Origin of the sequence: Bradyrhizobium sp. S69 (genome assembly GCF_009766005.1) — a bacterium.
GTDB lineage: Bacteria > Pseudomonadota > Alphaproteobacteria > Rhizobiales > Xanthobacteraceae > Bradyrhizobium.
This window is the reverse complement of the sequence record NZ_LMUK01000060.1, coordinates 394,289-419,619: the sequence shown is the minus strand read 5'-3', so window position 1 is coordinate 419,619 and position 25,331 is coordinate 394,289. Positions and strand designations below refer to the sequence as shown.

Here is a 25,331-nt window from a genome sequence, read left to right as displayed (position 1 = left end):
CCCGCGCGCTATTCCGCCAGGCTTTGCTCGAGCCCCGGCCAGCGCTGGGTCGCGTTGCGCAGCACGCCGGCGGGCGCTGCCGCAAAGGCATCCCGGCTTTTCTCGCGGCTGAACAGATAAAGCCGCTGCCCCACCACCAGCCAGAACCGCGGACTTCCGGCCACCGTCACGCCGCGGGCCAGATCGATCGGGTCGTAGCCGCCGAACTGGGGCCCGTAAATATCCGGATGGGCGACGAACGACGCGCGATTGCCGGCGTTGCGGAAGCGCCAGACCGCGCCGGCCTGCGAGGCCTCGAATTCCTCGCGGCCGAGCATGGCTTGCGCATCGGTGAAATAGGCGACGGGGTCGAAGCCCTCGATGGCAAGGCCGGAGAAGCGGTTCACCACCACCCGTTCGGTGGTGGAGGCCTGCGCCTGTGGCAAGCCGGCCGGCCCAGCAACGCCCAGCAACCAAAGCACCGCCAGCCCGATCAAGGCAATTCCGGGGCGACCGGCCTTTCCGGACGAACGGCCGTTTCTTTCCTGCCGTGGTGCCGTCATAGTTGATGCCGATAACATTCGAGTCGGGGGACAATGGACGCAACCTAAAGCCGTGTTTGTTGGCATCAGGTTAAGGCGGCGCCCATGATTTCAATACCCAGGGGTTTCTTCATGGTTTTCGCCTCTCGCCTTGCCGCGGTGACGCTCGCTGGCGTCATGTGCTGGACTGTGCCGGCTTTCGCGCAGCAACAGCAGCAGCCCTACCCGCAGCAGGAGCAACCGCAGCAGCCGTATGTGCAGCCGGCGCAGCCCTACGCGCAACCCGATGCGGCACCGCCGCCGGCGCCGTCCCCGCGCGCCCAGCAGGCTCCGAACACCTACGCACCGGACGAACTGGTCGGCGCCGGGCACCGGTTTTTCGGTAACGTCTCGCGCGGCCTTGCGTCCGTGATCGAGCGCGCGGTCAGCCAATGGGGCCTGCCGAACGGCTACGTGCTGGGCGAGGAAGGCAGCGGCGCCTTTGTTGCCGGCCTGAGATACGGCGAAGGCACGCTCTACACCAAGAATGCCGGGGACTTGCACGTCTACTGGCAGGGACCATCGGTCGGCTTCGACTGGGGCGGCGACGGCGCGCGCACCATGACGCTGGTCTACAACCTGCCCGCCACCAACGCGATCTATCAGCGCTTCGGCGGCATCGACGGCTCCGCCTACATTATCGGCGGCTTCGGCATGACCGCGCTAACCGCCAACAGCATCGTGCTGGTGCCGATCCGCTCCGGCCTCGGCCTGCGCCTCGGCGCCAATATCGGCTATCTCAAATACACCCCACGCCCGACCTGGAACCCGTTCTGAAACGGTCGCGAACGCCGATTTACGTTAACGCGGCATTGGGCTGGCATTTACCCCGCCGCCCATGGCAATGTGATTAACGAAGAGTTTCCAACACGGGAATTCTAAGGTTTTCACAGCTTTTGCCGCGCTAGCGGGGAGTTTCGTCGATGGTCGAACCGATCATGTATCTGGCGATCGGTTTTCTGGTCTCGATGCTGTTCGGGCTGATGATCGTGCCGCTGGTTCACAACCGCGCGGTGCGGCTGACCACCCGGCGCATGGAGGCGGCGACGCCGCTGTCGATGGCCGAAATCCAGGCCGACAAGGACCAGTTGCGCGCGGAATTCGCGATGTCGGCGCGACGGCTCGAAATGAACGTCGACCAGCTCAAGAACAAGACCACGAGCCAGCTCGCCGAACTCGGCAAGAAGTCCGATGCGATCAATCGCATGAAGATCGAGCTCGGCGAGAAGAACGCCGCGATCTTTGCGCTCGAGGCACGCGAGAAGGCGGTCAAGGAGCAGTTGCGGGCGACCGAGGAGGAATTTGCCGCCAAGACCGAGGCGCTGCGCGGCGCCGAGCGGGCGCTGGCCGACAAGCAGAGCGAGCTTGCCAAGATCAATACCGAACTGTCCGACCGTTCGATGATGGCGGACAGCCGCCAGGTCGAGCTGGTCGCGGTGCGCGCGCAGATCGAGGACCTCAAGAATCGCGTCGGCGACGCCGAGAAGGAATTCGCCGCGACCCAGACCCGGCTGGCCCACGAGCGCGGCGAATCGGAGATCGCGAGCCGCGAGCTGACCGAAGCGCGCGGCCGGGTCGAGAATCTGAGCCAGCGCGTGACCGATCTCGATCGCCAGTTGATCGTCCAGGTCAAGGAAGCCGAAATGCTCGGCAACCGCGTCACCGATCTGGAAGCCCGTCTTGCCACCCAGGGCAAGCTGTTGGCCGAGCGCGATTACGAAAACAATCAGCTGCGCCAGCAGAACGCCGCCGCCGAACGCGCCGTCAGGGAATTGCACGACGAAATCTCCGGCATGAGCGGCGGCAAATTACCCGCCATCGAGAAGCTCCGCGCCGAGAAGGCCGCGGTCGAGGAACAGCTCGGCATCGCACGCGACGAGCGCGCCAAGCTGCAACGCGACATCAATGCGATCCAGCAGCAGGCCGAGAGTTCCTGGGCGACCGAGCGCATGGAAAACGCCCTGTTGCGCGAGCGCATCAACGACATCGCCGCCGAAGTCGCCAAACTGGCGATGACCTTGGAGGGGCCGAATTCGACGATCGAGGCCATGCTGGCCGCGGAACCCGTGATCCCGGCCAAGGCGGCTAGAGCCGCCAATGGCACGGCTGCCAACGGATCCGCCGCCAATACCAACGGCAACCTGGCCGAGGGCGGCGGCACGCTCGCCGACCGCATCCGGGCCCTGCAATCCCACGCCTCGCGGGCCCGCCAGCAGGGCGCCTGAGCCCTCGCCGCATTTGGGCCGCACGATTTAGCCTCCAACGGGGTTTGGCAAGCTTGACACCAGTACCCCGCACTTCGTAAATCCCGGGCTCTGACGGGGTGCCTGTTTGCACCACGATCCCGGGCGCATAGCTCAGCGGGAGAGCGTTCCCTTCACACGGGAGAGGTCCAAGGTTCGATCCCTTGTGCGCCCACCATCAAAAGCCTCTGTTTCGAGAGGCTTTTTGCATTTTGGCCCTTCGCCTGTTCGGCAGTTATCAGCAGAACAATACCGAAACTCGCACCAAGAAGCGGGGAATATCCGGGGATTTTGTTCGCGGCCCGTTCCAGCCTTAATGCCGGCGCCAATCCAAAGCGGCGGCACTCCGCTAGTTGGCCAGCGGCATCTCATCGAACGTTTGATCGCGATAGGTCCGCCCGGTCGCTTTCTTCCTTACACCGCCCCACTGCTTGAAAAAGAACGCCGTGCCGAACTCTCGGCAGGCGGCCTCGATCTCGTCAACCCACTCTTTCATCATCGGACGCGATCGCGGCCCGCTCTCGCCGCCGACGATCGCCCAATGAATGCCCGTCAAATCGGCATCCATCACCGATCCTAATAGCGGTTCGAACGAAATGAAGCGCACCGTCGCATTCACCTTTCGCAAATTGTCAATTCGATCGAGATAGTCGCTGCTTTCAACGCTTGCACCAAGCCATACGTTCGAAAGCATGGGCAACTTGGCCGTAATGGCCGCCATTCTGTCTGGCCGCTTTGTCAATATCTGATACGTGTGCCAGGGCGTCGATTGCATCACGGACCAAACCTCTTCGACAAACTGTGGAGACACAGCATCGTGAAACAGGTCCGACATAGAATTTACAAAAATGCGTCGCGGCTTCCGCCATTTTGCGGGGACGCTCAACGCCGCGCGGTCGAGACGCACTTTGCCGGTCCATTTCGCTCGGCCGCCGCTCTTGCGCGTCAAGCCTCGATATTTTTCCATACCCATGGCATCGAGGCGCGCAGCCATCCGCATGGCGTAACAATTGGTGCAGCCTGGCGACAGCACGGTGCAGCCGGCGACAGGATTCCAGCTCGCATCGGTCCACTCGATCGAAGTATCAGCCATGCTGCCTCATAGTAATCGTCCTTGATTGTTCACGTTGCTGATATCATTCCAAAGCTTGCGGCCTAGTGGGTGAGCACTAACGAAAACGAGCCAGTACAAACGCTGCCCACCAGTCGCCGATACCAGTTCAATACCATCCGCTGGAGTGGTCCCCAACCCTTTGATCAGACCGAGCCAATGGCGCAGCAAGGCAGTTCGAACGGCTTGGTCACCGCGATTCACATCGACAGCATCATGCCATCCGGGCATGAATGAGTCTAAAACGCGCCGCTCATTTAGATATCGCCTAAGGTTCCGCTGCAGATCGAAAATGCTAACATGGATCAACATGTCCATACGGCTCAACGTAGCCAACTTTTGAATGATCGAGAAAGGCAGGCTTTCTAAATTGTACGGATCAAGAAAGGCGAAGTGCAGGCCCGTAGGATTGAGCGCATAAGTGATCCGATCGACCGCCGTTGACGCCGCTTCGTTATAAAACTGGGCTGCCCCACCTAGTTGTGCAATTCGCTGGCGAAGCGCGTCAATGTTTTCGGAGTCCAGATCGTTGAAATGCAGTTCGGAGAATTTTGTGCCGCTTAGCTGTGCCGCTTTGAAGGCGACAAGCGGGCTCCCGTCAATGAAGTATCCCGCACCTTCAACCAGCGATCGGCCGGGGCCCGAGAACAGTTCGATGTATGCGGCTCCCCCCGTGCCTTTCGGCGGCAGAAACATCGCACGCGCACTACGGTAGGAATCTACATATTTGCTTAGCCGCTCGTGCTTCTCTGACGCCCATGGGCCGACAATATCGGCGAGCAGAACATCGCTCGGGTCAATCGCTTTTTGTGCCACATTCCACCCCAATCATGGGGCATCGTAGCACCAGCGAAATCCAATATACCACCACTGGTTGCTAATAATTTTAATGATAGTTAATGCGTGCGTTTGTTGACAATGAAGCCACTTAATCGACGGCACCCGACCGCTCGCGCCAAAATGCGCGCTCGCGGCGTCTTCGCTGTCGCCAACCTCAAATCGCGAAGATCCAGACCGCGACGATGACGCCTAATGTCGCAAGACCGCTGATGGTCCAGCCGGCGACGTAGGCGGCTTCGTCTTCCGCGGTGTCACGCCGGCCGTCAAACCGGTCGGTCGAATTGATCCAGTGATCCGACATGATCGCCTCCTGAGCGCATCAGGAACACAATCGCCGACGGCGCCCGCCGGTTCCCTCGCACCTTACAATATTGGCCTCACGCCGCCGCCAGGCCGGCCTCACGCCGCCGCCAGGCCGGCCTCCCGCAGCCGCCCGGCCAGCCAGCCCGACAGCGGCCCGTCGACCACGCCGCCGAGATAGACTTCGGACGCCGCCAAATTGGTTTTCGCAAGCGTCAGCAACACCCCGAGCCGATAGGCGTGCCACAGATGCGGATCGGTCATCGCCCGCAGCTTGTGGCGGTCATGTTCGAGCGGCTGATGGTTGGCCGCCTTGCGGACTTCGATCGCCAGCAGGTTTTCCGGGACCGTCCTGCGGTGCACCACGATATCGGGATAGACCGATTTGCCGCTATCGTCGTCGGTGGAGACGATCGCGCCCTTCGGCAGCCGCAGCCGGCGCTCGCCCAGCCGGTTATAGTCGCAATCGACATCCCAGCCGGCGAACCTGCTTTCCAGATGCACCGCGAGGCGGTGCGTCAGGGTCCGCTCGCCGAGATCCTGCTCAAGCAGATGGGTCTCGCGTGCATAGAATTCACCGAGGGCTGCGACCACCTTGTCCAGTTCGGCCTGCATCGCGGCTTGCATGCATTCTCCGCCGGCAACGTCCCGCCTCGCTCTGAAGCGCTCGTCCCGTTTACATCTGCACTTCGATCAGCCGCGGCCCCTTGTCCGCGACGCCTTCGGCCAGCGCCTTGACGAAATCGTCGACATTGTCGACCGAGCGGGCCGGCACGCCCATGCCCTTGGCGAGCGAAACGAAATCGATGGTCGGGCCATCGATCTTCAGCATGTCCATCGCCCGCTGGCCGGGATCGCCAGCGCCGACGCCGTCGAATTCGCCGCGCAGGATCTGGTAGATCCGGTTGGCGAACACGATGGTCAGCACGTTGAGCCCTTCGCGGGCCTGCGTCCACAGGGACTGGATGGTGTACATCGCGCTGCCGTCGCCGACCATGCAGATCACCTTGCGATCCGGACAGGCGACCGCCGCTCCCGTGGCAACCGGCGTCGAGAAGCCGATCGAGCCGCCCATGTTCTGCAACCAGTCATGCGGCTTGGAGGCCGCCGTCGGCGGAAAGAAGCCGCGGCCGGTGGTGATGGATTCATCGACCATGATGGCGTTTTCCGGAATAGCCATCGCGATCGCCTGCGCGATCGAGGCGTGGGTCAGCGCGCCGGTCGGTTTTGCCAATTCCATCAATTTCTGCGGCTTGACGTCGGACGGCTTGGCGCCGACCGCGCCGGCCAGCGCTTCCAGCGCTGCGACCGAGTTCTCGCCCCAGGAGGTCATGCGGTGGACGTCGGTGCCTTCCGCCTTGAGCATGCTGGGCTTGTTCGGATAGGCAAAGAACGCGACCGGGTCGTTGGCCTCGACCAGCACGATATGCTTGAAGTTCTTCAGGATCGGCAGCGCCAGTTCGATCACATAGGGAATGCGGTCGATCGAGAACCGGCCCTGCCCGCGCGCCATGCGCGGATGATAGGTCTGGCCCATCACCTTGCAGCCGGTCTTGCCGGCGATCTGCTCGGCCAGCGCCAGCGCCTCGGCGGTCAGCGCACTGCCGGTCATCAGCACCAACGTGTGGGCCGGATCGTCGCGCAGGATCCGGGCCGCTTCATCGACGGCTTTGGCGGAATAGCTCACGCGCTGGCTGTCGACCGGCACCTCGGCGATGCCGTCGGCCTCGTTCCAGGCGGTGTCGGCCGGCAGGATCAGGGTTGCGATCTGAGGGGGCGCGCTCTTGGCCGCGGCGATCGCCGCGGCGCCGTCGGCGGCGATGGATTTGGCATCCGGCGAGGTGCGCACCCAGGCCGACATCGGCCGCGCCAGGCCCTCGATATCGGAGGTCAGCGGCGCGTTGAAACCGATGTGATAGCCCGCGTGCTGGCCGACGATGTTGACGATGCCGGAATGCGCTTTCTTGGCGTTGTGCAGATTGGCGAGGCCGTTGGCGAGGCCGGGTCCGAGGTGCAGCAAGGTCGAGGCCGGGCTGCCCTTCATGCGGAAATAGCCGTCCGCAGCCCCCGTTACCACGCCCTCGAACAGGCCGAGCACGCAGCGCATGCCCTCCACCCGGTCCAGCGCGGCGACAAAATGCATCTCCGAGGTGCCCGGATTGGCGAAACACACATCAACGCCACCCGCCACCAGGGTCCGCACCAGACTTTCCGCACCGTTCATCATTCCACTCCCGTTCGCGATATTTTTCACAGCTGGCGAAGATCAATCATTCCTGACGCGTTTCGTCAAAGGGTCCGCAGGCATTGCTGCCATCGCGGGAGTTCTCCCTCCCCCCTTGCGGGGGAGGGTTGGGGTGGGGGGTGGCCGCAAGCACAGTGCTTGGAGACCCCCACCCCCAACCTCGAGAGCGAGCTCCGCTCGCCTCGGACCCCGCAAGGGGGGGGAGTCGAAGCGCACTCGATGTTGCACGAACAACATCTGTGTCTCTCTTAACGCAATATTTGAAAATCCCGGCCCTCACGGGCTCGTTGCTTGCGAAATCGGCGCGATTATGGCCTGTCTCGCGGCAAGTCGATTTTTCATGAGGATGAATAATGACGCGCGCCCTTGCCTGTTTGTTCGCCGCGGTGACCTTGCTGGCCGGTGCCGGCCACGCGCAGGCCCAGAACTACGACATCATGAGCGGCGGCCCCAGTTTCTTCGGCGGCGGCGGCTCCGGCCCGATCGCGCGCACGCTGGTCAATTTCGACAGCGGTTATGCGCCGGGGACCATTTACATCTCTACCGCGGAACGCCGGCTCTATCTCGTGCTGCCGGGCGGCCAGGCGTTGCGCTACGGCATCGGCGTCGGCCGCGACGGTTTTCGCTGGGGCGGCGTGCATAGGGTCTCCGCCAAGAAGGAATGGCCGAGCTGGACCCCGCCGTCGCAGATGCTGCGCCGGCGCCCTGACCTGCCGCGCCATATGGCCGGCGGCATCGACAACCCGCTCGGCGCCCGCGCGATGTATCTGGGCTCGACGCTCTATCGCATTCACGGCTCGAACGAGCCGGAAACCATCGGCCAGGCGGTATCGTCCGGCTGCTTCCGCATGACCAATGACGACGTGACCGATCTCTATAACCGCGTCTCGGTCGGCGCCACCGTGGTGGTGAAGAACTAATCCGAGAGATCGGCGCGTCATGGTGGGTGGGCAAAGGCGCGCTTGCGCCGTGCCCACCCTACGGCTTGCTGACGGCAACCGCGCCGGATCAAGACTTGCGAACGCGCGCCAATTGCGGCAGCGTCGATGCAATGCGCGCATCTTTCCGGCACCAACCTTTGTTGCGGACACTCGCGGTCGTGCTGGCCTGCGTCGTCACCGTCGACGTCGCCCGAACCGCGGCCACGGAAATTCCCGCCATCGCCTCGCGTCAGCGCGCCGAAAAGAAGACGTTCACCGACAGCGAGATCACCGAAGGGTTTTTCAAGACCGCGTTCGGCGCCGAATATCATCTGGCGGGCCGGGTCGACCGCATCCGCAAATACGACATGCCGGTGCGGGTGTTCGCCGATAGCGCGGGCCGCGCCGATCGCAAGGCGCAACTCGCCAAGGTGGTCGACGACATCGGCTTGCGCATTGCGCACCTCGACATCGCGATGACATCGAGCAGCGACGACGCCAATGTCGTCGTCAACCTGGTGCGCGACCGCGACCTGTCGCGCACCATCACCAATTTTTACGGCAGCGAGCGCGCCAAGGAGATTCGCTCTTCGCTCGATCCGCAATGTCTGTCCGGCTTCCGCAAGAACGAGAACTTCGAGATCCAGCATTCCGACGTCATCCTCACCGTCGACAGCGGCGACTTCGTCTTCCTCGACTGCGCCTATGAGGAACTGCTGCAGGCGCTGGGGCCGATCAACGACACCAGCTCGGTGCCCTGGACCATGTTCAACGACCAGGTGTCGATGGGCTTCTTCGACGTCTACGATCAATACATCCTCAATCTGCTCTACGACCCCCGCATCAAGGCCGGCATGACCGTGCAGGAGGTCAAGGCGGTATTGCCCGAGGTGCTGACCGACGTGCGGGCCTGGGTCGCCAAGACCAACAATTTGCCGCAGTGAGGGGACGTCGCCGCCAATGAGCGCCACGGCACTGATCCACTCAGATCCTTAGGAGCTCTTCCTTAGGAACTCTGCTCGCCGAAAGCCGTTGGTTCGCGGCCCGGGTGCGAGCTTCCGAAATTTAAGCTTCAAAATTGAAGTTTCCTTCGGCGTTGGACGCAGAAATAGGAACAAGTTCCGCGCCGGTCCGTTTCCGACCCTTGACCCTTGGGCATTGCACAAGCGCCGGTCGCGACGACGGAATGAGTTAGCGAACATGAGTTATGCCGATCCGACAGACGTTGGTGCTCCGCCCCCGACTTCGAAGGATGTCTTGCATATCGGCAGGTCATCCGAACTGAAATCGAAGGATGCGCCCAAGGATACGCCTAAGGAAGCTTCGCAAGAGGACGCGGACCTGCGGGCGGAAAAGCCGCAACCGAGACCCGACACCGGAAAACCAAATCCCGACGATCCGAAGAAAGATCCCGCATCCGATCAAACCGAGGCGCAGGGTCCGAAGGGTATCAAGGGCGCGTTTCAGAAGCATCCGATCGCGATGATCGTTTGCCTTGGATTGATCGTCGCAGGATTCATTGCCGGGATCGCATGGTATCTTCATGCCCGGCACTATGAAAGCACCGACGATGCCTTTATCGACGGCCGGTCGGTGCTGGTCAGCCCGCAAATCACCGGCAACATCATCAGCGTCAATGTCACCGACAACCAGATCGTTAGGAATGGCGACCTGCTCGCGACCATCGACACGCGCAACTACAAAGCCGCGCTGGATCAGGCGGAAGGACAGATCCACCAGGACGAAGCGTCGACAAAAAACATCGATGCCCAGATCGCGGCCCAGAGAGCCCAAATCGATCAGGCCACGCAACAGGTGACGGAAGCCCAGGCCGCGCTCAAATTCTCGACCGACGAAAATACCCGATACCAGGACCTCGTGCAGAAGGGTGCCGGCACCGTTCAGCGCGCGCAACAGGCCTCCTCCGACTTCACAGGCAAGCAGGCTGCGCTTGACGCGGCGACCGCGGCCAAGGTGGTCGCCGAACGTCAGATCGACGTGCTGAACGCACAAAAAATCGGCGCCGCGGCGCAGCTCGATCAGGCCAAGGCGCAAAAGGATCGCGCCGACGCTGATCTGCAGCGCACCGAGCTGCGCGCCACCGTCGATGGCCGTGTCACCAAGCTGACCGCCGCCGTCGGTGCACTGGCCGCACCCGGACAGTCGATCATGGTCGTCGTGCCGACGGATATCTGGGTCACGGCCAATTTCAAGGAATCTCAACTTCGCGACATGCGCGTCGGACAATCGGTCGATATCAGCGTCGACGCCTTCGGCAGAACGTTCCCCGGCCGGGTCGACAGCGTTCAGGCCGGCAGCGGCACCGCCTTCAGCCTGTTGCCGGCGGAAAACGCCACCGGAAATTATGTGAAAGTGGTGCAGCGCGTCCCGGTCAAGATTACGTTCGACAAGCGTCCTGAAGTCGAACTGGGACCCGGCATGTCGGTGGTGCCGACCGTCACCGTGCGTCCCTGAGCGGGATCGCGGCCGATGCCCGACACAACAGCCGATAAGGGCGAATACGGCAACGCCAATCCCTGGCTCATCGCGGTCCTGGTTGCGGTCGCGACCTTCATGGAGGTGCTCGACACCACCATCGCCAACGTGGCGCTGCGTTACATATCCGGCGGACTGGCCGTCAGCAGCGACGAAGCCTCCTGGGTGATCACGACCTATCTGGTCGCCAATTCGATCGTGCTCTGCGCCAGTGGCTGGATCGCGCAAATGTTCGGGCGCAAGAACTTCTTTCTGGTCTGCATCACCTTGTTCACGGTGAGCTCGCTGCTGTGCGGCTTTGCCTGGAATCTGCAGGCGTTGCTGGTCTTCCGCGTAATGCAGGGCCTCGCCGGCGGCGGCATGACGCCGGTGGCGCAGTCTATACTGGCGGCGGCCTTCCCGCCCGCGAAGCGCAGCCAGGGATTTGCGCTCTACGGCATCGCGGTGGTCGTCGCACCTGCCGTCGGGCCGACGCTCGGCGGCTGGCTGAGCGACAATCTGTCCTGGCACTGGTGCTTTCTCATCAACGTGCCGATCGGAATGATCTCTGTCGTGCTGATCTATCTGATCATTCCCAGCTCGCCGGAAAAGGCGAAGGAGCGTGCACAGCTCTGGGCCAAGGGGCTGAACTTCGACTTCGTCGGCTTCCTGCTCATCGCGACATTCCTCGGCGGCCTCGAGGTCGTACTCGACCGCGGCCAGATCGACGACTGGTTCAGTTCGCCGTTCATCGTGACCTTCGCGGCGATTTCCGCCACCTCGATGTTGCTGTTCATTCCGTGGGAGTTGAATCGGCCGCAGCCGCTGATCGACATCAAGATGCTGACCGGCCGCCAGTTCGGCACCTGCTTCCTCATCATGCTGGTGACAGGCGCGTTGTTGATCGCCACCACGCAGATCCTGCCGCAACTGCTGCAGGAGGAATTCGGCTACACCGCGACGCTGGCCGGGCTCGCGATCTCGCCGGGCGGCGCGGTGACGATGGTGATGATGGTGGTGGTGGGCCGGCTTGGGTTCGTCCAGCCGCGCTATCTGATCGCGGCGGGCGGCGCGATCGCATGCTACGCCATGGTCGACCTGCTGCGGATGACCACCGACGCCGACTTCTGGTACTTCGCCTGGTCCCGCATCTATCTCGGCATCGGCCTGCCGCTGGTGTTCATTCCGATCACGACCGCGTCCTATGACGGCATTTCGCCTGCGAAGACCGACCAGGCTTCGGCGCTGATTAACCTGGCGCGAAATTTCGGCGGGTCGATGGGGGTGGCGCTGAGCCAGACCGTGCTGGCGAGACGCGAGCAGTTTCATCAAAGTCGCCTGGTCGAGCACATCGGCTCGTGGAATCCCTTCTATAACGACAGCCTGGGCCGCATCCAAAGTTACCTCAACGGCCGCACGGCCACCGGCAGCCCGTCCGGAACCAGCGCCGCGGTGGTCGGTCAATTGGTTCAGAGCCAAGTGACGATCCTCGCCTATATCGACGTGTTCGTTGCGCTGGGATTGATCGCCGCGGTGATGGTGCCGCTGGCCCTGACGCTGCGCTCGGTCAACCGCAGCGCCGGCGCGAAGCCGGCGCATTGAGCGGGTTGAGCGTTGATAGCGTGGCGAAAGCGTCTCGACGTCGTCATTGCGAGCGCCAGCGAAGCAATCCATCGGCCGCGAGGGAGGAGCCGGATTGCTTCCGCCTTCGCCAAACGGGTACGGCGGACAGGTCGTCGCAAGAGGCTGCTCGCAATGACGCGCAACAGAAGGCGTCATCCTGAGGTGCGCGCACTTGCGCGCCTCGAAGGATGGTGTTCACCGCCGTGCGTGCGGCCATCCTTCGAGGCTCGCCGAAGACGGCGAGCACCTCAGGATGACGGCCGGATGATGGCGGCGTGCGCGTCGGGCAGCCGTCATCTCCTTGCCACGGGCACCGGCTCGTCGTCATGCAACTCCCAGGCCCGGGTCTCGTCGGTTTCGACAAAGCCCGCCTGCAATTCGCGCTCAGCTGTGGCCATGTCGACCGCGCCGACCCAGCGTCCGACCACCAGGGTCGCGATGATGTTCGATGTCAGGTTGGTGGCGGCGCGGATCTCGGCCATGAAGCGGTCGACCCCGAGCAGCAGCGCGATGCCGGCCACCGGCACCGCATCCACCACCGGCAATGTCGCGGCCAGCGCGATGAAGCCGCCGCCGGTGACGCCGGCCGCGCCCTTCGAGGTAAACAGCATCACGAACAGCACCGCGAGCTGACGCCCGATCGATAGTTCGACATTGAAGGCGTGGGCCAGGAACAATACCGCCATGGTCATGTAGATCGCGGTGCCGTCCATGTTGAAGGAAAATCCGCCCGGCATCACCAGGCCGACGACTTCCCTGGAGACGCCGATCTTTTCCAGCTTCTGCATCGATCGCGGCATCATGGTCTCCGCGGAAGTCGCGGCGAACACGAACAGGATCTCGTCCTTGAAGTAATTCAGCACGCGGACGATGCGAAAGCCGCAGATGCGCAGCAAAGCGCCGAGCACCAGGACCACGAACAGAATGCTGACGACGTAGACCGACGCAACCAACTGGCCGAGGTCGAGCAGCGTCCGCAGCCCGTATTTTCCGACCGTGAACGCCATCGCGCAGAGCGCTGCGATCGGCGCGAAAATCATGATGATCCGCACCATGCCGAACAACGCGACCGACGCAGAATCAAGCAATGCGACCATCGGCTTGCCGCGCGGGCCGGCCAGCACCAGCGCAAGCCCGAGCAGCACGGCGATGAACAGCACCGGCATGATGTCGCCCTTGACGAAAGGCTCGACAAAGGAGGTCGGGATCATCGACAGGAAGAAGTCCGACAGCGTGATGTCCCTGGCGACCTTGGCGTAGGCCTCGACCGCCTTGGTGTCGAACGCTGCCGGATCGGCGTTGAGACCGAGGCCGACCTTCCAGACATTGCCCACGATCATGCCGATGATCAGCGCCAGCGTGGAGGCGACCTCGAAATAGACCAGCGCCTTGATGCCGACATCGGCGATACGACGGAGATCGCCCATCCGGGCGATGCCGACCACGATGGTGGTGAAGATGATCGGCGCGACCACGACCTTGATCGCGCGCACAAAAGCGTCGCCATACGGCTTGAGCGACGCCGAAAATTCCGGATAGCAATACCCCAGCCCAGCGCCGATCGCGATCGCCACCAGCACCTGCAAATAGAGCTTGCGATAAAACGGCGTGTGGGCCGCCGCGACTTTCGCCAGCGGCGTCCGGCTCAGCGGGATTTCGGACGCCGCGCGGTTGGCATCGATCGCTGACATGGTGCTGTCTCCCGTCCGCCATTCACCGATGGCTTATGACTTACGGCACTTTGCGGCAGGTGCGAGTTTTGTCAGGCTATTCGGCGGCGACGCTGTTTATCGCCGCATGGCCGTGGGTTTTGACCACGACCTTGATGGCGTCCTCGATGCGCTCGCGGGCGTAACGCAGCGCGGTGGGGAGATCTTCCAGCGCGAAGGTGTGGGTGTGGACTTTGGTGGCGTCAAAACGCTTCTGCGCCATGAACGCCTCGGCGCGATGGGTGGCGCTCTTGCCCTCGCCGCGAATGCCGAACACATAGATGTTGTTGCGCACCAGATAGGCGATGTCGACCAGGGCCGGCTCGTGCGGGAACGCGGCGAGGCAGATCTTGCCGCCGCGATTGACCATACGCGCGGCTTCGTTGACCGCATCGGGCGCGCCCGAGCATTCGACGACATAGTCGACGCCCTTGCCGCCGTTGAGCCGCCTGACCGCGGCGACCGGATCTTCCGCCTTGGCATTGATGACGTGATCGGCGCCGAGTTCGAGCCCGATCTTGAGGCGGTTGTCGCGGGTGCCGGTCAGGATCACCGGATGGGCGCCGAGCGCCTTGGCCACCGCGACGCCGAGCAGCCCGATCGGACCCGGACCGGTCACCACCACGCTTTCACCGGCGACGAGGCCGCCGAGTTCGGTCAGCCCGTACATCGCGGTGCCGGCGGTCACCACCAGGGTGGCCTCCTCGTCCGACATCGCATCCGACACCCGCACCAGGGTGTTGACATGATTGATGGCATATTCGGCGAAGCCGCCATCGGTGGTGAAGCCGTTGGCGCGGTGGCCCTTGTCGACGTCGCCGTAGTTCAGGCCGTAGTTGTGGCAGGCTGTGTACATGCCCTCGCGGCAGCGCTTGCACTGGCCGCAGCCGGCGTGAATTTCCACGGTGACGCGTTCGCCGATCCGGTATTCGTCGACGCCGGGTCCGAGGGCGGCCACCGTGCCCATATATTCATGGCCCGGCGTGAAATTCTTGTTGTAGGGCAGACCGCCCTGGATCATCGCCGGCGGCCCGTGGTGAATGATCTCCAGATCCGTGGCGCAGATCGCTACCGCGTCGATCCGCACTAGCACTTCCGCCCGCTTCGGAACCGGCACCGGCTTGGTGGTCAGCGTCAACTGGTCGGGATCGCCCAACACCCAGGCGCGCATGGTCTCCGGGACCGGAACATTCGCCGACGTCCTGACATGGTCATGCTTGTACATGGCTCGCTCCTCGAGGCTGATGGCGTGAACTATTTTGCGATTTCTTTCTTGACCGATCCGCGAAGGGTGGCGCCCGGCGCGCCGAGCTCCATCGACAATTCATCGGTCGCGGCGATCAGATGCAGCTTGATCTGATCGAGATAATCGGTTGTGGCCCGGAACAGCGGCGCCGACACGCTGATCGATCCGACCACCGCACCGGCGTGGTCGCGGATCGCAGCGCCAATGCAAACGACGCCGAGTTGGAACTCCTCGCGATCGATCGCAAAGCCGTTGCGCCGGACCAGCCGTAGCTGCTCTTTCAGTTCGTCCCTGTCGACGATGGTATGAGCCGTGAACGCGGTCAGTCCCTTATCGGCAATGATGCGGTCCAGTTCGCGCGGCGGCAGCCAGGCCAGGATCGCCTTGCCGGTGGCGGTGGCGTGCGCCGCGTTGGATTCGCCGCCGAGCCCGCCGCCGACCCGCACCGCATGCCGCGCGTCGCGCCGCAGCACATTGACGAGGCTGGTATCCTGCATGATCGCGAGTTGCACCGCTTCGCGGGTCTGGTCGTTGAGCCGGTCGATATAGTCCTGCGCGCGCCGCGGCAGATCGACCTGACGCAGGCACGCCGCGCTGAGATAGAGGATGCGCGAGCCCAGCACATAGCTCTTGCTGCCGACGCCGCGGGCGACATAGCCCCAATTGCACAACGTCGAAATCAGATGATGGCAGGTCGAGACGTGCAGGCCGGCGCGCCCGCTGATCTCGGTGAGCTTCGCCTCGCCGCCGGCGTCGGCGATGATATCGAGGATCAGAAAGGCGCGATCGAGCGCCTGGATGCCGCCCTTGTCCCGCCCCATCGGCGGGCGAGCCGGCATCACGCTGTGCGTTTCCTCGACGCTGAGATCCATCGGCGCGCTCCGCGCGTTGTCGGTTCTTGCTTGTTGGCTGGATTGAGCGGTATCCGGCCGGGTTAATCAAATGAATTTTCACATTGCAGATCGATTTTTTATTAGGTGAAAATCATGGAATGGCCTTCGCCGTGGTACGGGCGACGCAAAGCCCCGGCGGCGGACCGTTGACGTTCCGCCGCTCGCAACCAACGAGAGGAAGTGAAAATCCGATACAAGCCGCGCTCGAAAGCGCGATCGGCTTGCGTCACGCGGTCTTGTCGAACAGTTCCCGTCCGATCAGCATGCGGCGGATTTCGCTCGTGCCGGCGCCGATCTCGTACAGCTTGGCGTCGCGCAGCAGGCGTCCGGTCGGATAGTCGTTGATATAGCCGTTGCCGCCGAGCAACTGGATGGCATCGAGCGCGCATTGCGTCGCCTTCTCGGAGGCGTAGAGAATGGCGCCGGCGGCATCCTCGCGGGTGGTCTCGCCGCGGTCGCAGGCTTTGGCCACCGCATAGACATAGGCACGCGAGGCGTTCATCGTGGTGTACATGTCGGCGATCTTGCCCTGCACCAGTTGGAAGGTGCCGATCGGCTGGCCGAACTGCTTGCGCTCATGCACATAGGGCAGCACCACATCCATGCAGGCCTGCATGATGCCGAGCGGACCCGCGGCCAGCACCGCGCGCTCGTAATCGAGGCCCGACATCAGCACATTGACGCCACGGCCGACCTCGCTCAGCACGTTCTCTTCCGGTACTTCGCAATTGTCGAACACCAGTTCGCAGGTGTCGGAGCCGCGCATGCCGAGCTTGTCGAGTTTTTGCGCGGTGGAAAATCCCTTGATGCCCTTTTCGATGATGAAGGCGGTGAGGCCGCGCGGTCCGGCGGACGGATCGGTCCTAGCATAGACCACGAGGGTGTCGGCGACCGGGCCGTTGGTGATCCACATCTTGCTGCCGTTGAGGACGTAACGGTCGCCCTTCTTGTCGGCGCGGGTCGCCATCGACACCACGTCGGAGCCGGAATTGGGCTCCGACATCGCCAGCGATCCGACATGCTCGCCGGAAATCAGTTTTGGGAGATATTTGCGCTTCTGCGCCTCGTTGCCGTTGCGGCGGATCTGGTTGACGCACAGATTTGAATGCGCGCCATAGGACAGGCCGACCGCCGCCGACGCCCGCGAAATCTCTTCCACCGCGAGGCAATGCTCGAGATAACCGAGCCCGGCGCCGCCATATTCCTCCTCGACGGTGATCCCATGCAGGCCGAGCGCGCCGATCTTGGGCCAAAGGTCGCGCGGAAACTGATTGCTCTTGTCGATTTCAGCGGCGCGCGGCGCGATCTCCTTCTGCGAAAAGCTCTGCACGGTTTCGCGGATCGCGTCGGCGGTCTCGCCGAGATCGAAATTGAACATCCGATGCGCATTGGGGATCATGGTCGGGGCGGCCTCCGAAATATTGGCTTGGTTGCGCACAGCCTTATGCGCTGCCAACAGGCTTGGCAAACAAGCTTGTCAGACAGCTTGTCATGGGCCGCCGGGCCTGAGAAGGGCCCCGGATTGGCGGCGCGGGGCCACGCCAATCCGCGGCGGAGTATCCAGTATTCCAGGGCGTTTGACCGCCGGTGACGGGTCCGGACGGGCGACGACGGGCCTTGCCCTTGGCGGCGCAACGGGATGTAATTCGCACCAAATCACCCTCCGGAACCAACCACGGCGGGGACAACACCACCAGGAGACGCCCGATGCACGGAACAATCGATCTCGCCGGCTTGCCCCATCAAAGGGCCGCGCGCGAGCAGGCGCAGTCGCTTCCGCTTGAAGCGTTCGATGTCGCCAACCCGGAGCTGTTCAAGACCGATACGTTCTGGCCGTATTTCGACCGGCTGCGCCGGGAAGAGCCGGTGCATTACTGCAAGGACTCGATGTTCGGGCCGTATTGGTCGGTGACCAAATACAACGACATCATGGAGATCGAGACCAATCATTCGGTGTTCTCGTCGGCGGCTTCGCTCGGTGGCATCACGGTGCGCGACGCGCCGACGGATTTTCGCCGCGAGAGTTTCATCGCGATGGACCAGCCGCGGCATGGCGCGCAGCGCAAGACCGTGGCGCCGATGTTCACGCCGACGCATCTCGACCAGCTCGCGATCAACATCCGCCAGCGTTCGGCCGAATGCCTCGACAACCTGCCGAAAGGCGAAATATTCGACTGGGTCGATCAGGTCTCGATCGAACTGACCACGCAGATGCTCGCGGTGCTGTTCGACTTCCCGTGGGAAGATCGCCGCAAGCTGACGCGCTGGTCGGACGTCGCCACCACGCTTCCGGGTCCGGATGGCCTGGTCGCGACCGAAGAAGAGCGGCAGGCCGAATTGCGGGAATGCGCGACTTACTTCGGCAGGCTCTGGAAGGACCGCATCAACCAGCCGCCGAAGAGCGATCTGCTGTCGATGATGGCGCATAGCGACGCCACGCGCGACATGGACCCGAATAATTTCCTCGGCAATCTGGTGCTGTTGATCGTCGGTGGCAACGACACCACCCGCAACACGCTGTCGGGCAGCCTCTATGCGCTGAACCAGCATCCGGACCAATATGCCAGGCTACGCGCCAATCCGGACCTGATCGACAGCTTCGTGCCGGAGGTGATCCGCTGGCAGACGCCATTGGCGCATATGCGCCGCACCGCATTGTCCGATTTCGAATTCCGCGGCAAGCAGATCAAAAAAGGCGACAAGGTGGTGATGTGGTACGTCTCGGGCAACCGCGACGAAGAGGCGATCGACCGCCCCTACGAGTTCATCATCGATCGCGCCCGGCCGCGCACCCACATCTCGTTCGGCTTCGGCATCCACCGTTGCGTCGGGCTGCGGCTGGCGGAGCTGCAACTGAAGATCATCTGGGAAGAAATCCTCAAGCGGTTCGGTAACATCGAGGTGGTCGGCGAGCCGAAGCGGGTATATTCGAGCTTCGTCAAGGGTTACGAAACCCTGCCGGTACGGATCGCCGGCTGACCAGCGGCCGATGGAACTTTGAGGAATCGATCGATTATGAACATCCAGACCACGATTAAAACCGACAAGGCCGAGCGTCAGCGCCTGGCGCGCGAGGAAGCCTATTCGACGCCGCTGAAGGATTTTCATCCCGGCGCACCACGGCTGTTCCAGGACGACACGCTGTGGCCCTGGTTCGAACGGCTGCGCAAGGAAGAGCCGGTGCATTACTGCACCAACTCCCGGATCGAGCCCTATTGGTCGGTGACCAAATACAACGACATCATGCATGTCGACACCAACCACGGCATCTTTTCCTCCGACGTCTCGCTCGGCGGCATCTCGATCCGCGACGCCCCTCCGGGATTCGACCAGCCGAGCTTCATCGCGATGGATCAGCCGCAACACTCCGCCCAGCGCAAGACCGTGTCGCCGATGTTCACGCCAACGCATCTCGACCAGCTCGCGGTGCTGATCCGCGAACGTTCCGGCAAGGTGCTCGACGCCTTGCCGCGTAACGAGACATTTGACTTTGTCGACCGTGTCTCGATCGAACTGACCACCCAGATGCTGGCGACCCTGTTCGATTTTCCATGGGAGGAGCGCCGCAAGCTGACGCGCTGGTCCGATATATCGACCGCGCTGCCGAAGAGCGGGATCGTGGAATCGATGGAGCAGCGGCGCCGAGAACTCGACGAGTGCGCAGCCTGTTTCGGCGGTCTCTGGAACGAACGCGTCAACGCCCCGCTGCGCAACGACCTGATCTCGATGATGGCCCATAGTGACGCGACGCGGCACATGGATTCCGACAATCTGATGGGGAATATCATCCTGCTGATGGTCGGCGGCAACGACACCACCCGCAACACCATGAGCGGATCGGTGCTGGCGCTGAACGAAAATCCGGATCAATACCAGAAGCTGCGCGACAACCCCGACCTGATCGACACCATGGTGCCGGAAGTCATTCGCTGGCAAACGCCGCTGGCCCATATGCGCCGCACCGCGCTGGTCGACACCGAAGTCGGCGGCAAGACCATCCGCAAGGGCGATCGGGTGGTGATGTGGTACGTCTCGGGCAATCGCGACGAAGAGATGATCGAGAACCCCAACGACTTCATCATCGATCGTGCCCGGCCGCGCACCCATCTGTCGTTCGGTTTCGGCATCCATCGCTGCGTCGGCATGCGGCTCGCCGAGTTGCAGCTCAAGATCGTCTGGCAGGAGATGCTCAAGCGGTTCGACAAGATCGAGGTGGTCGGCGAGCCGAAGCGGGTCTATTCGAGCTTCGTGAAGGGCTACGAGTCCCTGCCGGTCCGCATCAGCTAGGCCTACCCCTCGATCCGGCAGCCGGGCCGCCCTATAGAATTGCGGCATGGCTGCTTGAACCAGATGAGAAGCCCGGGTTGCCGCTTTTCGTTCTAAGGCTTTGATCAACGGAGCGCGTCAGGCGCGCTTCCAAAATCGAGGCCGTGATGGACGATAGCGCGACAACCGAAAGTGCGACCAAGGAAGCCGCGACGACCGGCCCGGATTGGCCGCTGGACATCTACCGGACGCTGAAAGCGTTTGGCGTTTCGCAGATTTCATATGTCCCGGATGCCGGCCACTCCCGGCTGATCGAGCTGTCGCATGGCGACGGCGCCATCAAGACCACGGTCCTGACCACGGAAGAGGAAGGCGTCGCGCTGAGCGCGGGCGCCTGGCTCGGCGGCGATCGCGCGGCGCTCTTGATGCAGTCGAGCGGCGTCGGCAATTGCGTGAACATGCTGTCGCTGTTGGCGAGCTGCCGCATTCCCTTGCTCACGCTGGTGACGATGCGCGGCGAATGGGCCGAGTTCAATCCGTGGCAAATCCCGATGGGCAAGGCCACGCCGCAAGCCTTCGAAATTATGGGCGTGACCGTGTTGCGGCTGGAGCGTCCCGAAGACGCCGCAGAAGTCGTCTCGGCGGCCGCCTCATTGGCCTACGAAAGCGATCAGCAGGTCGCGGTGCTGATTTCGCAGCGCATGCTCGGCCGCAAGAAATGGACGGAGACCCGATAATGGCACGGAATTTCGGCTCGCTCGATCGCCGGCAGGCGGTGCAGACCTTGCTCGCCGACCGTGGCGACCTCCTGGTCGTCAGCGGTCTCGGATCGTCGTCCTACGACGTGTTCGACGCCGGCGACCACCCGGCCAATTTCTATTTGTGGGGCGCGATGGGAGGTGCGGCGATGGTCGGCCTCGGCATCGCGCTGGCACGCCCGCAACGGCCCGTCGCCGTGATCACCGGGGACGGCGAGCAACTGATGGGCATCGGCAGCCTTTTGACCATTGCCGCGCACAAATGCACAAACCTTTCGATCGTCGTGCTCGACAACGGCCATTTCGGCGAAACCGGAATGCAGATCAGCCATTCGGGATTGGGCGCCAGGCTCGATCTGATCGCCAGCGGCGCCGGCATCCGCGAGGTCACCGAGATCACCGACCTCAAGGGCGTCGCGGAATTCCGGGGCGAACTGCACAACATCAAGGACGGACCGAGGCTTGCGATCGTCCGCATCGCCTCGGGCCATGTCGAGCGGGTGCTGCCGCCGCGCGATGGCGTCTATTTGAAGAACCGTTTCCGGGAAAACCTCGGCCTTGCGGTGACGTAGTGCTCCTCCCTCATCCTGAGAGGAGCTATTTCGACGTCATCCTAAGAGCCTGTGAAGGTTTCTCGGACGTCATCCTGAGGTGCGAGCTCTTGCGAGCCTCGAAGGATGGCCGCACGCACCGAGCTGAACATCATCCTTCGAGACGCGGCGAAGACGCCGCTCCTCAGGATGACGTCCGAGAAAGCTTCGCAGCCTCTCGGGATGAGGTCACCAGCTTCACGCGAGCTTGATGTCCCACAGGCCTTCTTCACGGCAGGCGTTGATCTCGTCGCGGAGCAGGCTGGTCATGAGCGTGATCGCGTTGGAGCCCGGATGGTCGATGGGGGATGCAATCGCAAGCTCGCGCATCGGCGCCGGTTTGGAGATCGCGGCAGTTTCCAGCCGGCCTTCGGCGACTTCATGGCGCACCGAAGACGGCGGCAACAACGTGTATCCCAGCCCCTCCTCGACGAGGCTGGTCAGAACCCGAAACGAATCCGCTTCGATCTGGACATTGAGTTTGGATTTTCTCTTTGCCGCCGCACGTTCGATCAGCGCCCGGAGTCCATGCGAATGACTTGGCAGAACCAGCCGCTGTCGCAACAGCCAGCCGATATCCACCCGCTTCTTCTGCGCCAGTCCGCTGCCGCGCGGCCCCACCGCCACGATGTTGTCGCGGCCGAGGCCGTGAACGGTCAGATGCAGATCGACCGCCGGCCCGTAGATCACCGCAAGGTCCATCTCGCCACGGTGCAGCCATTCGATCAGATGTCCGCTGTAGCTCTCGACGATGCAGAGCGAAATGCCCGGGTAGCTTTCGACGGTGCGCCGCGCCAGCCGCGCCGAAATCACGCAACTCACGGTCGGAACGAGGCCCAGCACCACCCGCCCCGACGGCGCGCCGCCGGACGACTGAATGTCGTCACGGATCTGGTCGATCTGCCTGACGATACCGGCGGTCCGCGACAGCAACAGGCGCCCGGCCTCGGTCAGCACCATGCCGCGGCCGTTGCGGGTAAACAGCTCGGCGCGCAATTCATGCTCGAGCAGCTTGATCTGGCGGCTGAGCGCGGGCTGCGCCACGCGCAGCGTATCCGAGGCTTTGCTGAGGCTCCCGAGCTCTGCTACGCAACTGAAGGTCCTGAGCTGGCGGAAATCCATACTTGTCAATCTTGGAATGCAGGTTCATACGCTATAACAATTCAGCATAGGGAGTTGGCGGTGGTTCCACAACACCACGCAGACCTGCAATCATCCATGCATCGCGGCCGCGGATAATTTCGAATGACCGACATCGAACAGGACGACCACGCCGATATCCGCGACGCCGTTGCCAAGCTGTGCGCGCAATTCCCCGGCGAATATTGGCGCAAGCTCGATCGCGAGATGGCCTATCCCAGTGCCTTCGTCGATGCGCTGACCAAGGCCGGCTATCTCTCGGTGCTGATCCCGGAAGAATATGACGGCGCCGGCCTGAAATTGTCGGCGGCGACCGCCATCCTCGAAGAGATCCACCGCGCGGGCTGCAACGCCGGCGCCTGTCACGCGCAGATGTACACGATGGGCACGCTGCTGCGGCATGGCAGCGATGCGCAGAAAGCGAAATGGCTGCCGAAAGTCGCCAGCGGCGATCTGCGGCTGCAGGCCTTCGGCGTCACCGAGCCGAGCAGCGGCACCGACACCTCCTCGCTGAAGACTTTCGCCAAGCGCGACGGCGACCACTACATCGTCAACGGCCAGAAGATCTGGACCAGCCGCGCCGAATATTCCGACCTGATGATCCTGCTCGCGCGCACCACGCCGAAGGAGCAGTCGCAGAAACGCACCGACGGCCTGTCGGTGTTCCTGGTCGATATGCGGCAGGCCAGGAACAATGGGCTCGAGATCCGACCGATCCGAACCATGATGAACCACTCGACGACGGAAGTGTTCTTCACCGACATGAAGGTGCCGGCGGAAAATTTGATCGGCGAGGAAGGCAGGGGGTTTCGCTACATCCTCTCCGGCATGAATACCGAGCGCATCCTGATTGCGTCGGAGTGCATCGGCGACGCCAAATGGTTCATCGCCAAGGCCACCGCCTATGCGAACGAACGCCTGGTGTTCGGCCGCCCGATCGGACAGAATCAGGGCGTGCAGTTTCCGATTGCCAAGGCCTATGCGTCGATGCGCGCGGCCGAACTGATGGTCAAGGAAGCGACGCGCAAATACGAGGCCGGCCTGGACTGCGGCGCCGAGGCCAACATGGCCAAGATGCTGGCAGCCGATGCCTCCTGGGAAGCGGCCAATGCCTGCGTGCAAACCCATGGCGGCTTCGGCTTCGCGGAAGAATATGACGTCGAGCGCAAGTTCCGCGAAACGCGGCTCTATCAGGTGGCGCCGATTTCGACCAATCTCATCCTGTCGTTCGTCGCCGAGCATGTGCTGGGCATGCCGCGCTCCTATTGAAAATTAGCTCTTGCTGAGAACAAAAGATGCTTCCGCTCCAGGGAATAACCGTCATCGCCGTTGAACAGGCGGTCGCAGCCCCGTTTTGCAGTTCGCGCCTGGCCGATGCCGGCGCCCATGTCGTCAAGGTCGAGCGACCCGAAGGCGATTTTGCCCGCGGCTATGATGCCGCGGCCAAGGGACAGTCGAGCTATTTCGTCTGGCTCAACCGCGGCAAGGATTCCGTGGTGATCGACCTTGCGACCAAGGAAGGCCGCCAGCAGCTCGAACAACTGATTGCGGGCGCCGACGTGCTGTTGCAGAACCTCAAGCCCGGCTCGATGGACAAGCTCGGCTTCTCGCTGCAGCGTCTGACCACGGATTACCCGGCGCTGATCTGCTGCACCATCTCGGGCTATGGCGATGACGGCCCCTATGCCGACCGCAAGGCCTATGACCTCTTGATCCAGGCCGAAAGCGGCCTCGCCTCGATCACCGGCGGTCCGGACGGACCCTCCCGCGTCGGCGTCTCGATCGTCGATGTCGCCACCGGCGCCACCGCGCATGCCGCGATCCTCGAAGCCCTGATCGGACGCGGCCGCAGCGGCAAGGGCGCCGATATCCGGATTTCGATGTTCGACGTGATGGCCGACTGGCTCACGGTACCCCTGTTGAACGCCGAAGCCGGCAATCCGCCGAAGCGTATGGGGCTCGCGCATCCCTCGATCGCACCCTACGGCGTGTTTCGCTCCAAGGACGGCAAGGACATCCTGATTTCGATCCAGAGCGAGCGCGAATGGAAGAAGCTCTGCGCCGAGGTGCTGGATCAGCCCGATCTGCCGAACGATCTCCGGTTTTCCAACATGGTCGAGCGCGTTCGCAACCGGGCGCTGACCGACCAAACCGTCGGTGACAGCTTTGCCACGCTGACCCGTGATGAGCTGCTGAAGCGGCTGTCCGATTCCGACATCGCGTTTGCCGAGGTGAACAGCATGGCCGACCTCGCCGTGCATCCGCATTTGCGCCGCATCGAGGTCGACACGCCGAACGGCGTGGTGAGCTATCCGGCGCCGGCGGCCATTTCGGTCGGCGACCCCCGGCATTACGGCGCCGTGCCGGGTATCGGCGAGCGTCCCGACACATCGAAAGACCGGACCTGACCGC

23 protein-coding genes and 1 tRNA gene are annotated in these 25,331 nt (G+C 62.9%); 13 read left to right on the top strand and 11 right to left on the bottom strand.

Annotated features, from left to right (window positions below; translation table 11 throughout):
• Nucleotides 1–8: 8 nt before the first annotated feature.
• The gene (locus GSQ88_RS33640; RefSeq protein WP_159012545.1) at nucleotides 9–542 is read right to left on the bottom strand and encodes a YHS domain-containing (seleno)protein; all 534 of its coding nucleotides are present in this window, start codon (nucleotides 540–542) and stop codon (nucleotides 9–11) included.
• A gap of 111 nt (nucleotides 543–653) precedes the next feature.
• On the opposite strand from GSQ88_RS33640, the gene GSQ88_RS33635 reads away from it, so the two are divergent.
• From GSQ88_RS33635 to GSQ88_RS33625, 3 genes are all read left to right on the top strand, one after another.
• On the top strand, nucleotides 654–1,337 hold the full coding sequence (locus GSQ88_RS33635; protein ID WP_159012544.1) for a DUF1134 domain-containing protein: 684 nt from the start codon (nucleotides 654–656) through the stop codon (nucleotides 1,335–1,337).
• A gap of 146 nt (nucleotides 1,338–1,483) precedes the next feature.
• Entirely contained in the window at nucleotides 1,484–2,785 is a 1,302-nt protein-coding gene (locus GSQ88_RS33630) for a coiled-coil domain-containing protein (protein ID WP_159012543.1), read from the top strand.
• 121 nt (nucleotides 2,786–2,906) lie between these two features.
• A tRNA-Val gene (locus tag GSQ88_RS33625) sits at nucleotides 2,907–2,981 on the top strand.
• A 171-nt stretch (nucleotides 2,982–3,152) separates the two neighbouring features.
• On the opposite strand, the gene GSQ88_RS33620 is transcribed toward GSQ88_RS33625, so the two are convergent.
• The 5 genes from GSQ88_RS33620 to GSQ88_RS33605 all read right to left on the bottom strand — a co-directional run bounded on the left by GSQ88_RS33620 (nucleotide 3,153) and on the right by GSQ88_RS33605 (nucleotide 7,278).
• Complete coding sequence (locus tag GSQ88_RS33620) at nucleotides 3,153–3,896, bottom strand: DUF5131 family protein (protein WP_159012542.1); 744 nt, start codon at nucleotides 3,894–3,896, stop codon at nucleotides 3,153–3,155.
• Between the two features lie 6 nt (nucleotides 3,897–3,902).
• Nucleotides 3,903–4,730 (bottom strand): three-Cys-motif partner protein TcmP, encoded by an 828-nt coding sequence (locus tag GSQ88_RS33615; protein WP_159012541.1) that lies wholly within the window; start codon nucleotides 4,728–4,730, stop codon nucleotides 3,903–3,905.
• A gap of 178 nt (nucleotides 4,731–4,908) precedes the next feature.
• The gene (locus tag GSQ88_RS35095) at nucleotides 4,909–5,055 is read right to left on the bottom strand and encodes a hypothetical protein (protein WP_174248174.1); all 147 of its coding nucleotides are present in this window, start codon (nucleotides 5,053–5,055) and stop codon (nucleotides 4,909–4,911) included.
• A 98-nt stretch (nucleotides 5,056–5,153) separates the two neighbouring features.
• Nucleotides 5,154–5,669 carry a hypothetical protein gene (locus GSQ88_RS33610; RefSeq protein ID WP_174248188.1) on the bottom strand — a complete coding sequence of 172 codons (516 nt, stop codon included), beginning with the start codon at nucleotides 5,667–5,669 and terminating at the stop codon, nucleotides 5,154–5,156.
• Between the two features lie 61 nt (nucleotides 5,670–5,730).
• Nucleotides 5,731–7,278, bottom strand: a complete 1,548-nt coding sequence (locus GSQ88_RS33605) for an acetolactate synthase large subunit (protein WP_159012540.1) — start codon at nucleotides 7,276–7,278, stop codon at nucleotides 5,731–5,733.
• Between the two features lie 374 nt (nucleotides 7,279–7,652).
• Here GSQ88_RS33605 and GSQ88_RS33600 point away from each other — a divergent pair, with 374 nt between their 5' ends.
• The 4 genes from GSQ88_RS33600 to GSQ88_RS33585 all read left to right on the top strand — a co-directional run bounded on the left by GSQ88_RS33600 (nucleotide 7,653) and on the right by GSQ88_RS33585 (nucleotide 12,296).
• Nucleotides 7,653–8,219 (top strand): L,D-transpeptidase, encoded by a 567-nt coding sequence (locus GSQ88_RS33600; RefSeq protein WP_159012539.1) that lies wholly within the window; start codon nucleotides 7,653–7,655, stop codon nucleotides 8,217–8,219.
• A gap of 131 nt (nucleotides 8,220–8,350) precedes the next feature.
• Nucleotides 8,351–9,163 carry a DUF2927 domain-containing protein gene (locus GSQ88_RS33595; RefSeq protein ID WP_159012538.1) on the top strand — a complete coding sequence of 271 codons (813 nt, stop codon included), beginning with the start codon at nucleotides 8,351–8,353 and terminating at the stop codon, nucleotides 9,161–9,163.
• 256 nt (nucleotides 9,164–9,419) lie between these two features.
• Nucleotides 9,420–10,694: an HlyD family secretion protein gene (locus GSQ88_RS33590; RefSeq protein ID WP_159012537.1), complete on the top strand. Its 1,275-nt coding sequence runs from the start codon at nucleotides 9,420–9,422 to the stop codon at nucleotides 10,692–10,694.
• Nucleotides 10,695–10,709: 15 nt separating this feature from the next.
• Nucleotides 10,710–12,296, top strand: coding sequence for a DHA2 family efflux MFS transporter permease subunit (locus GSQ88_RS33585; protein WP_159012536.1), 1,587 nt, complete (start codon nucleotides 10,710–10,712; stop codon nucleotides 12,294–12,296).
• Between the two features lie 314 nt (nucleotides 12,297–12,610).
• On the opposite strand, the gene dctA is transcribed toward GSQ88_RS33585, so the two are convergent.
• The 4 genes from dctA to GSQ88_RS33565 all read right to left on the bottom strand — a co-directional run bounded on the left by dctA (nucleotide 12,611) and on the right by GSQ88_RS33565 (nucleotide 17,564).
• Nucleotides 12,611–14,008: a C4-dicarboxylate transporter DctA gene (gene dctA / locus GSQ88_RS33580; RefSeq protein ID WP_159012535.1), complete on the bottom strand. Its 1,398-nt coding sequence runs from the start codon at nucleotides 14,006–14,008 to the stop codon at nucleotides 12,611–12,613.
• A 76-nt stretch (nucleotides 14,009–14,084) separates the two neighbouring features.
• Nucleotides 14,085–15,251, bottom strand: coding sequence for a zinc-dependent alcohol dehydrogenase (locus tag GSQ88_RS33575; RefSeq protein WP_159012534.1), 1,167 nt, complete (start codon nucleotides 15,249–15,251; stop codon nucleotides 14,085–14,087).
• Between the two features lie 29 nt (nucleotides 15,252–15,280).
• Complete coding sequence (locus GSQ88_RS33570; protein WP_159012533.1) at nucleotides 15,281–16,144, bottom strand: IclR family transcriptional regulator; 864 nt, start codon at nucleotides 16,142–16,144, stop codon at nucleotides 15,281–15,283.
• Nucleotides 16,145–16,391: 247 nt separating this feature from the next.
• Nucleotides 16,392–17,564 (bottom strand): isovaleryl-CoA dehydrogenase, encoded by a 1,173-nt coding sequence (locus GSQ88_RS33565; RefSeq protein WP_159012532.1) that lies wholly within the window; start codon nucleotides 17,562–17,564, stop codon nucleotides 16,392–16,394.
• A gap of 308 nt (nucleotides 17,565–17,872) precedes the next feature.
• Between GSQ88_RS33565 and GSQ88_RS33560 the strand changes: the two genes are divergently transcribed.
• The 4 genes from GSQ88_RS33560 to GSQ88_RS33545 all read left to right on the top strand — a co-directional run bounded on the left by GSQ88_RS33560 (nucleotide 17,873) and on the right by GSQ88_RS33545 (nucleotide 21,761).
• Entirely contained in the window at nucleotides 17,873–19,144 is a 1,272-nt protein-coding gene (locus GSQ88_RS33560; RefSeq protein ID WP_159012531.1) for a cytochrome P450, read from the top strand.
• A 36-nt stretch (nucleotides 19,145–19,180) separates the two neighbouring features.
• Nucleotides 19,181–20,452 carry a cytochrome P450 gene (locus tag GSQ88_RS33555; RefSeq protein ID WP_159012530.1) on the top strand — a complete coding sequence of 424 codons (1,272 nt, stop codon included), beginning with the start codon at nucleotides 19,181–19,183 and terminating at the stop codon, nucleotides 20,450–20,452.
• Nucleotides 20,453–20,598: 146 nt separating this feature from the next.
• Nucleotides 20,599–21,168, top strand: coding sequence for a thiamine pyrophosphate-binding protein (locus tag GSQ88_RS33550; protein WP_159012529.1), 570 nt, complete (start codon nucleotides 20,599–20,601; stop codon nucleotides 21,166–21,168).
• A complete protein-coding gene (locus GSQ88_RS33545) occupies nucleotides 21,168–21,761 on the top strand; it encodes a thiamine pyrophosphate-dependent enzyme (protein ID WP_246785193.1) in 594 nt (197 codons plus the stop codon). The genes GSQ88_RS33550 and GSQ88_RS33545 overlap by 1 nt, the downstream gene beginning before the upstream one ends.
• Nucleotides 21,762–21,977: 216 nt before the next feature.
• Here the strand turns inward: GSQ88_RS33545 and GSQ88_RS33540 are convergent, their stop codons facing one another.
• Nucleotides 21,978–22,901 (bottom strand): LysR family transcriptional regulator, encoded by a 924-nt coding sequence (locus tag GSQ88_RS33540; RefSeq protein WP_159012527.1) that lies wholly within the window; start codon nucleotides 22,899–22,901, stop codon nucleotides 21,978–21,980.
• 123 nt (nucleotides 22,902–23,024) lie between these two features.
• On the opposite strand from GSQ88_RS33540, the gene GSQ88_RS33535 reads away from it, so the two are divergent.
• Nucleotides 23,025–24,188: an acyl-CoA dehydrogenase family protein gene (locus tag GSQ88_RS33535; RefSeq protein WP_159012526.1), complete on the top strand. Its 1,164-nt coding sequence runs from the start codon at nucleotides 23,025–23,027 to the stop codon at nucleotides 24,186–24,188.
• Between the two features lie 26 nt (nucleotides 24,189–24,214).
• Nucleotides 24,215–25,327: a CaiB/BaiF CoA transferase family protein gene (locus tag GSQ88_RS33530; protein WP_159012525.1), complete on the top strand. Its 1,113-nt coding sequence runs from the start codon at nucleotides 24,215–24,217 to the stop codon at nucleotides 25,325–25,327.
• Nucleotides 25,328–25,331 lie beyond the last annotated feature (4 nt).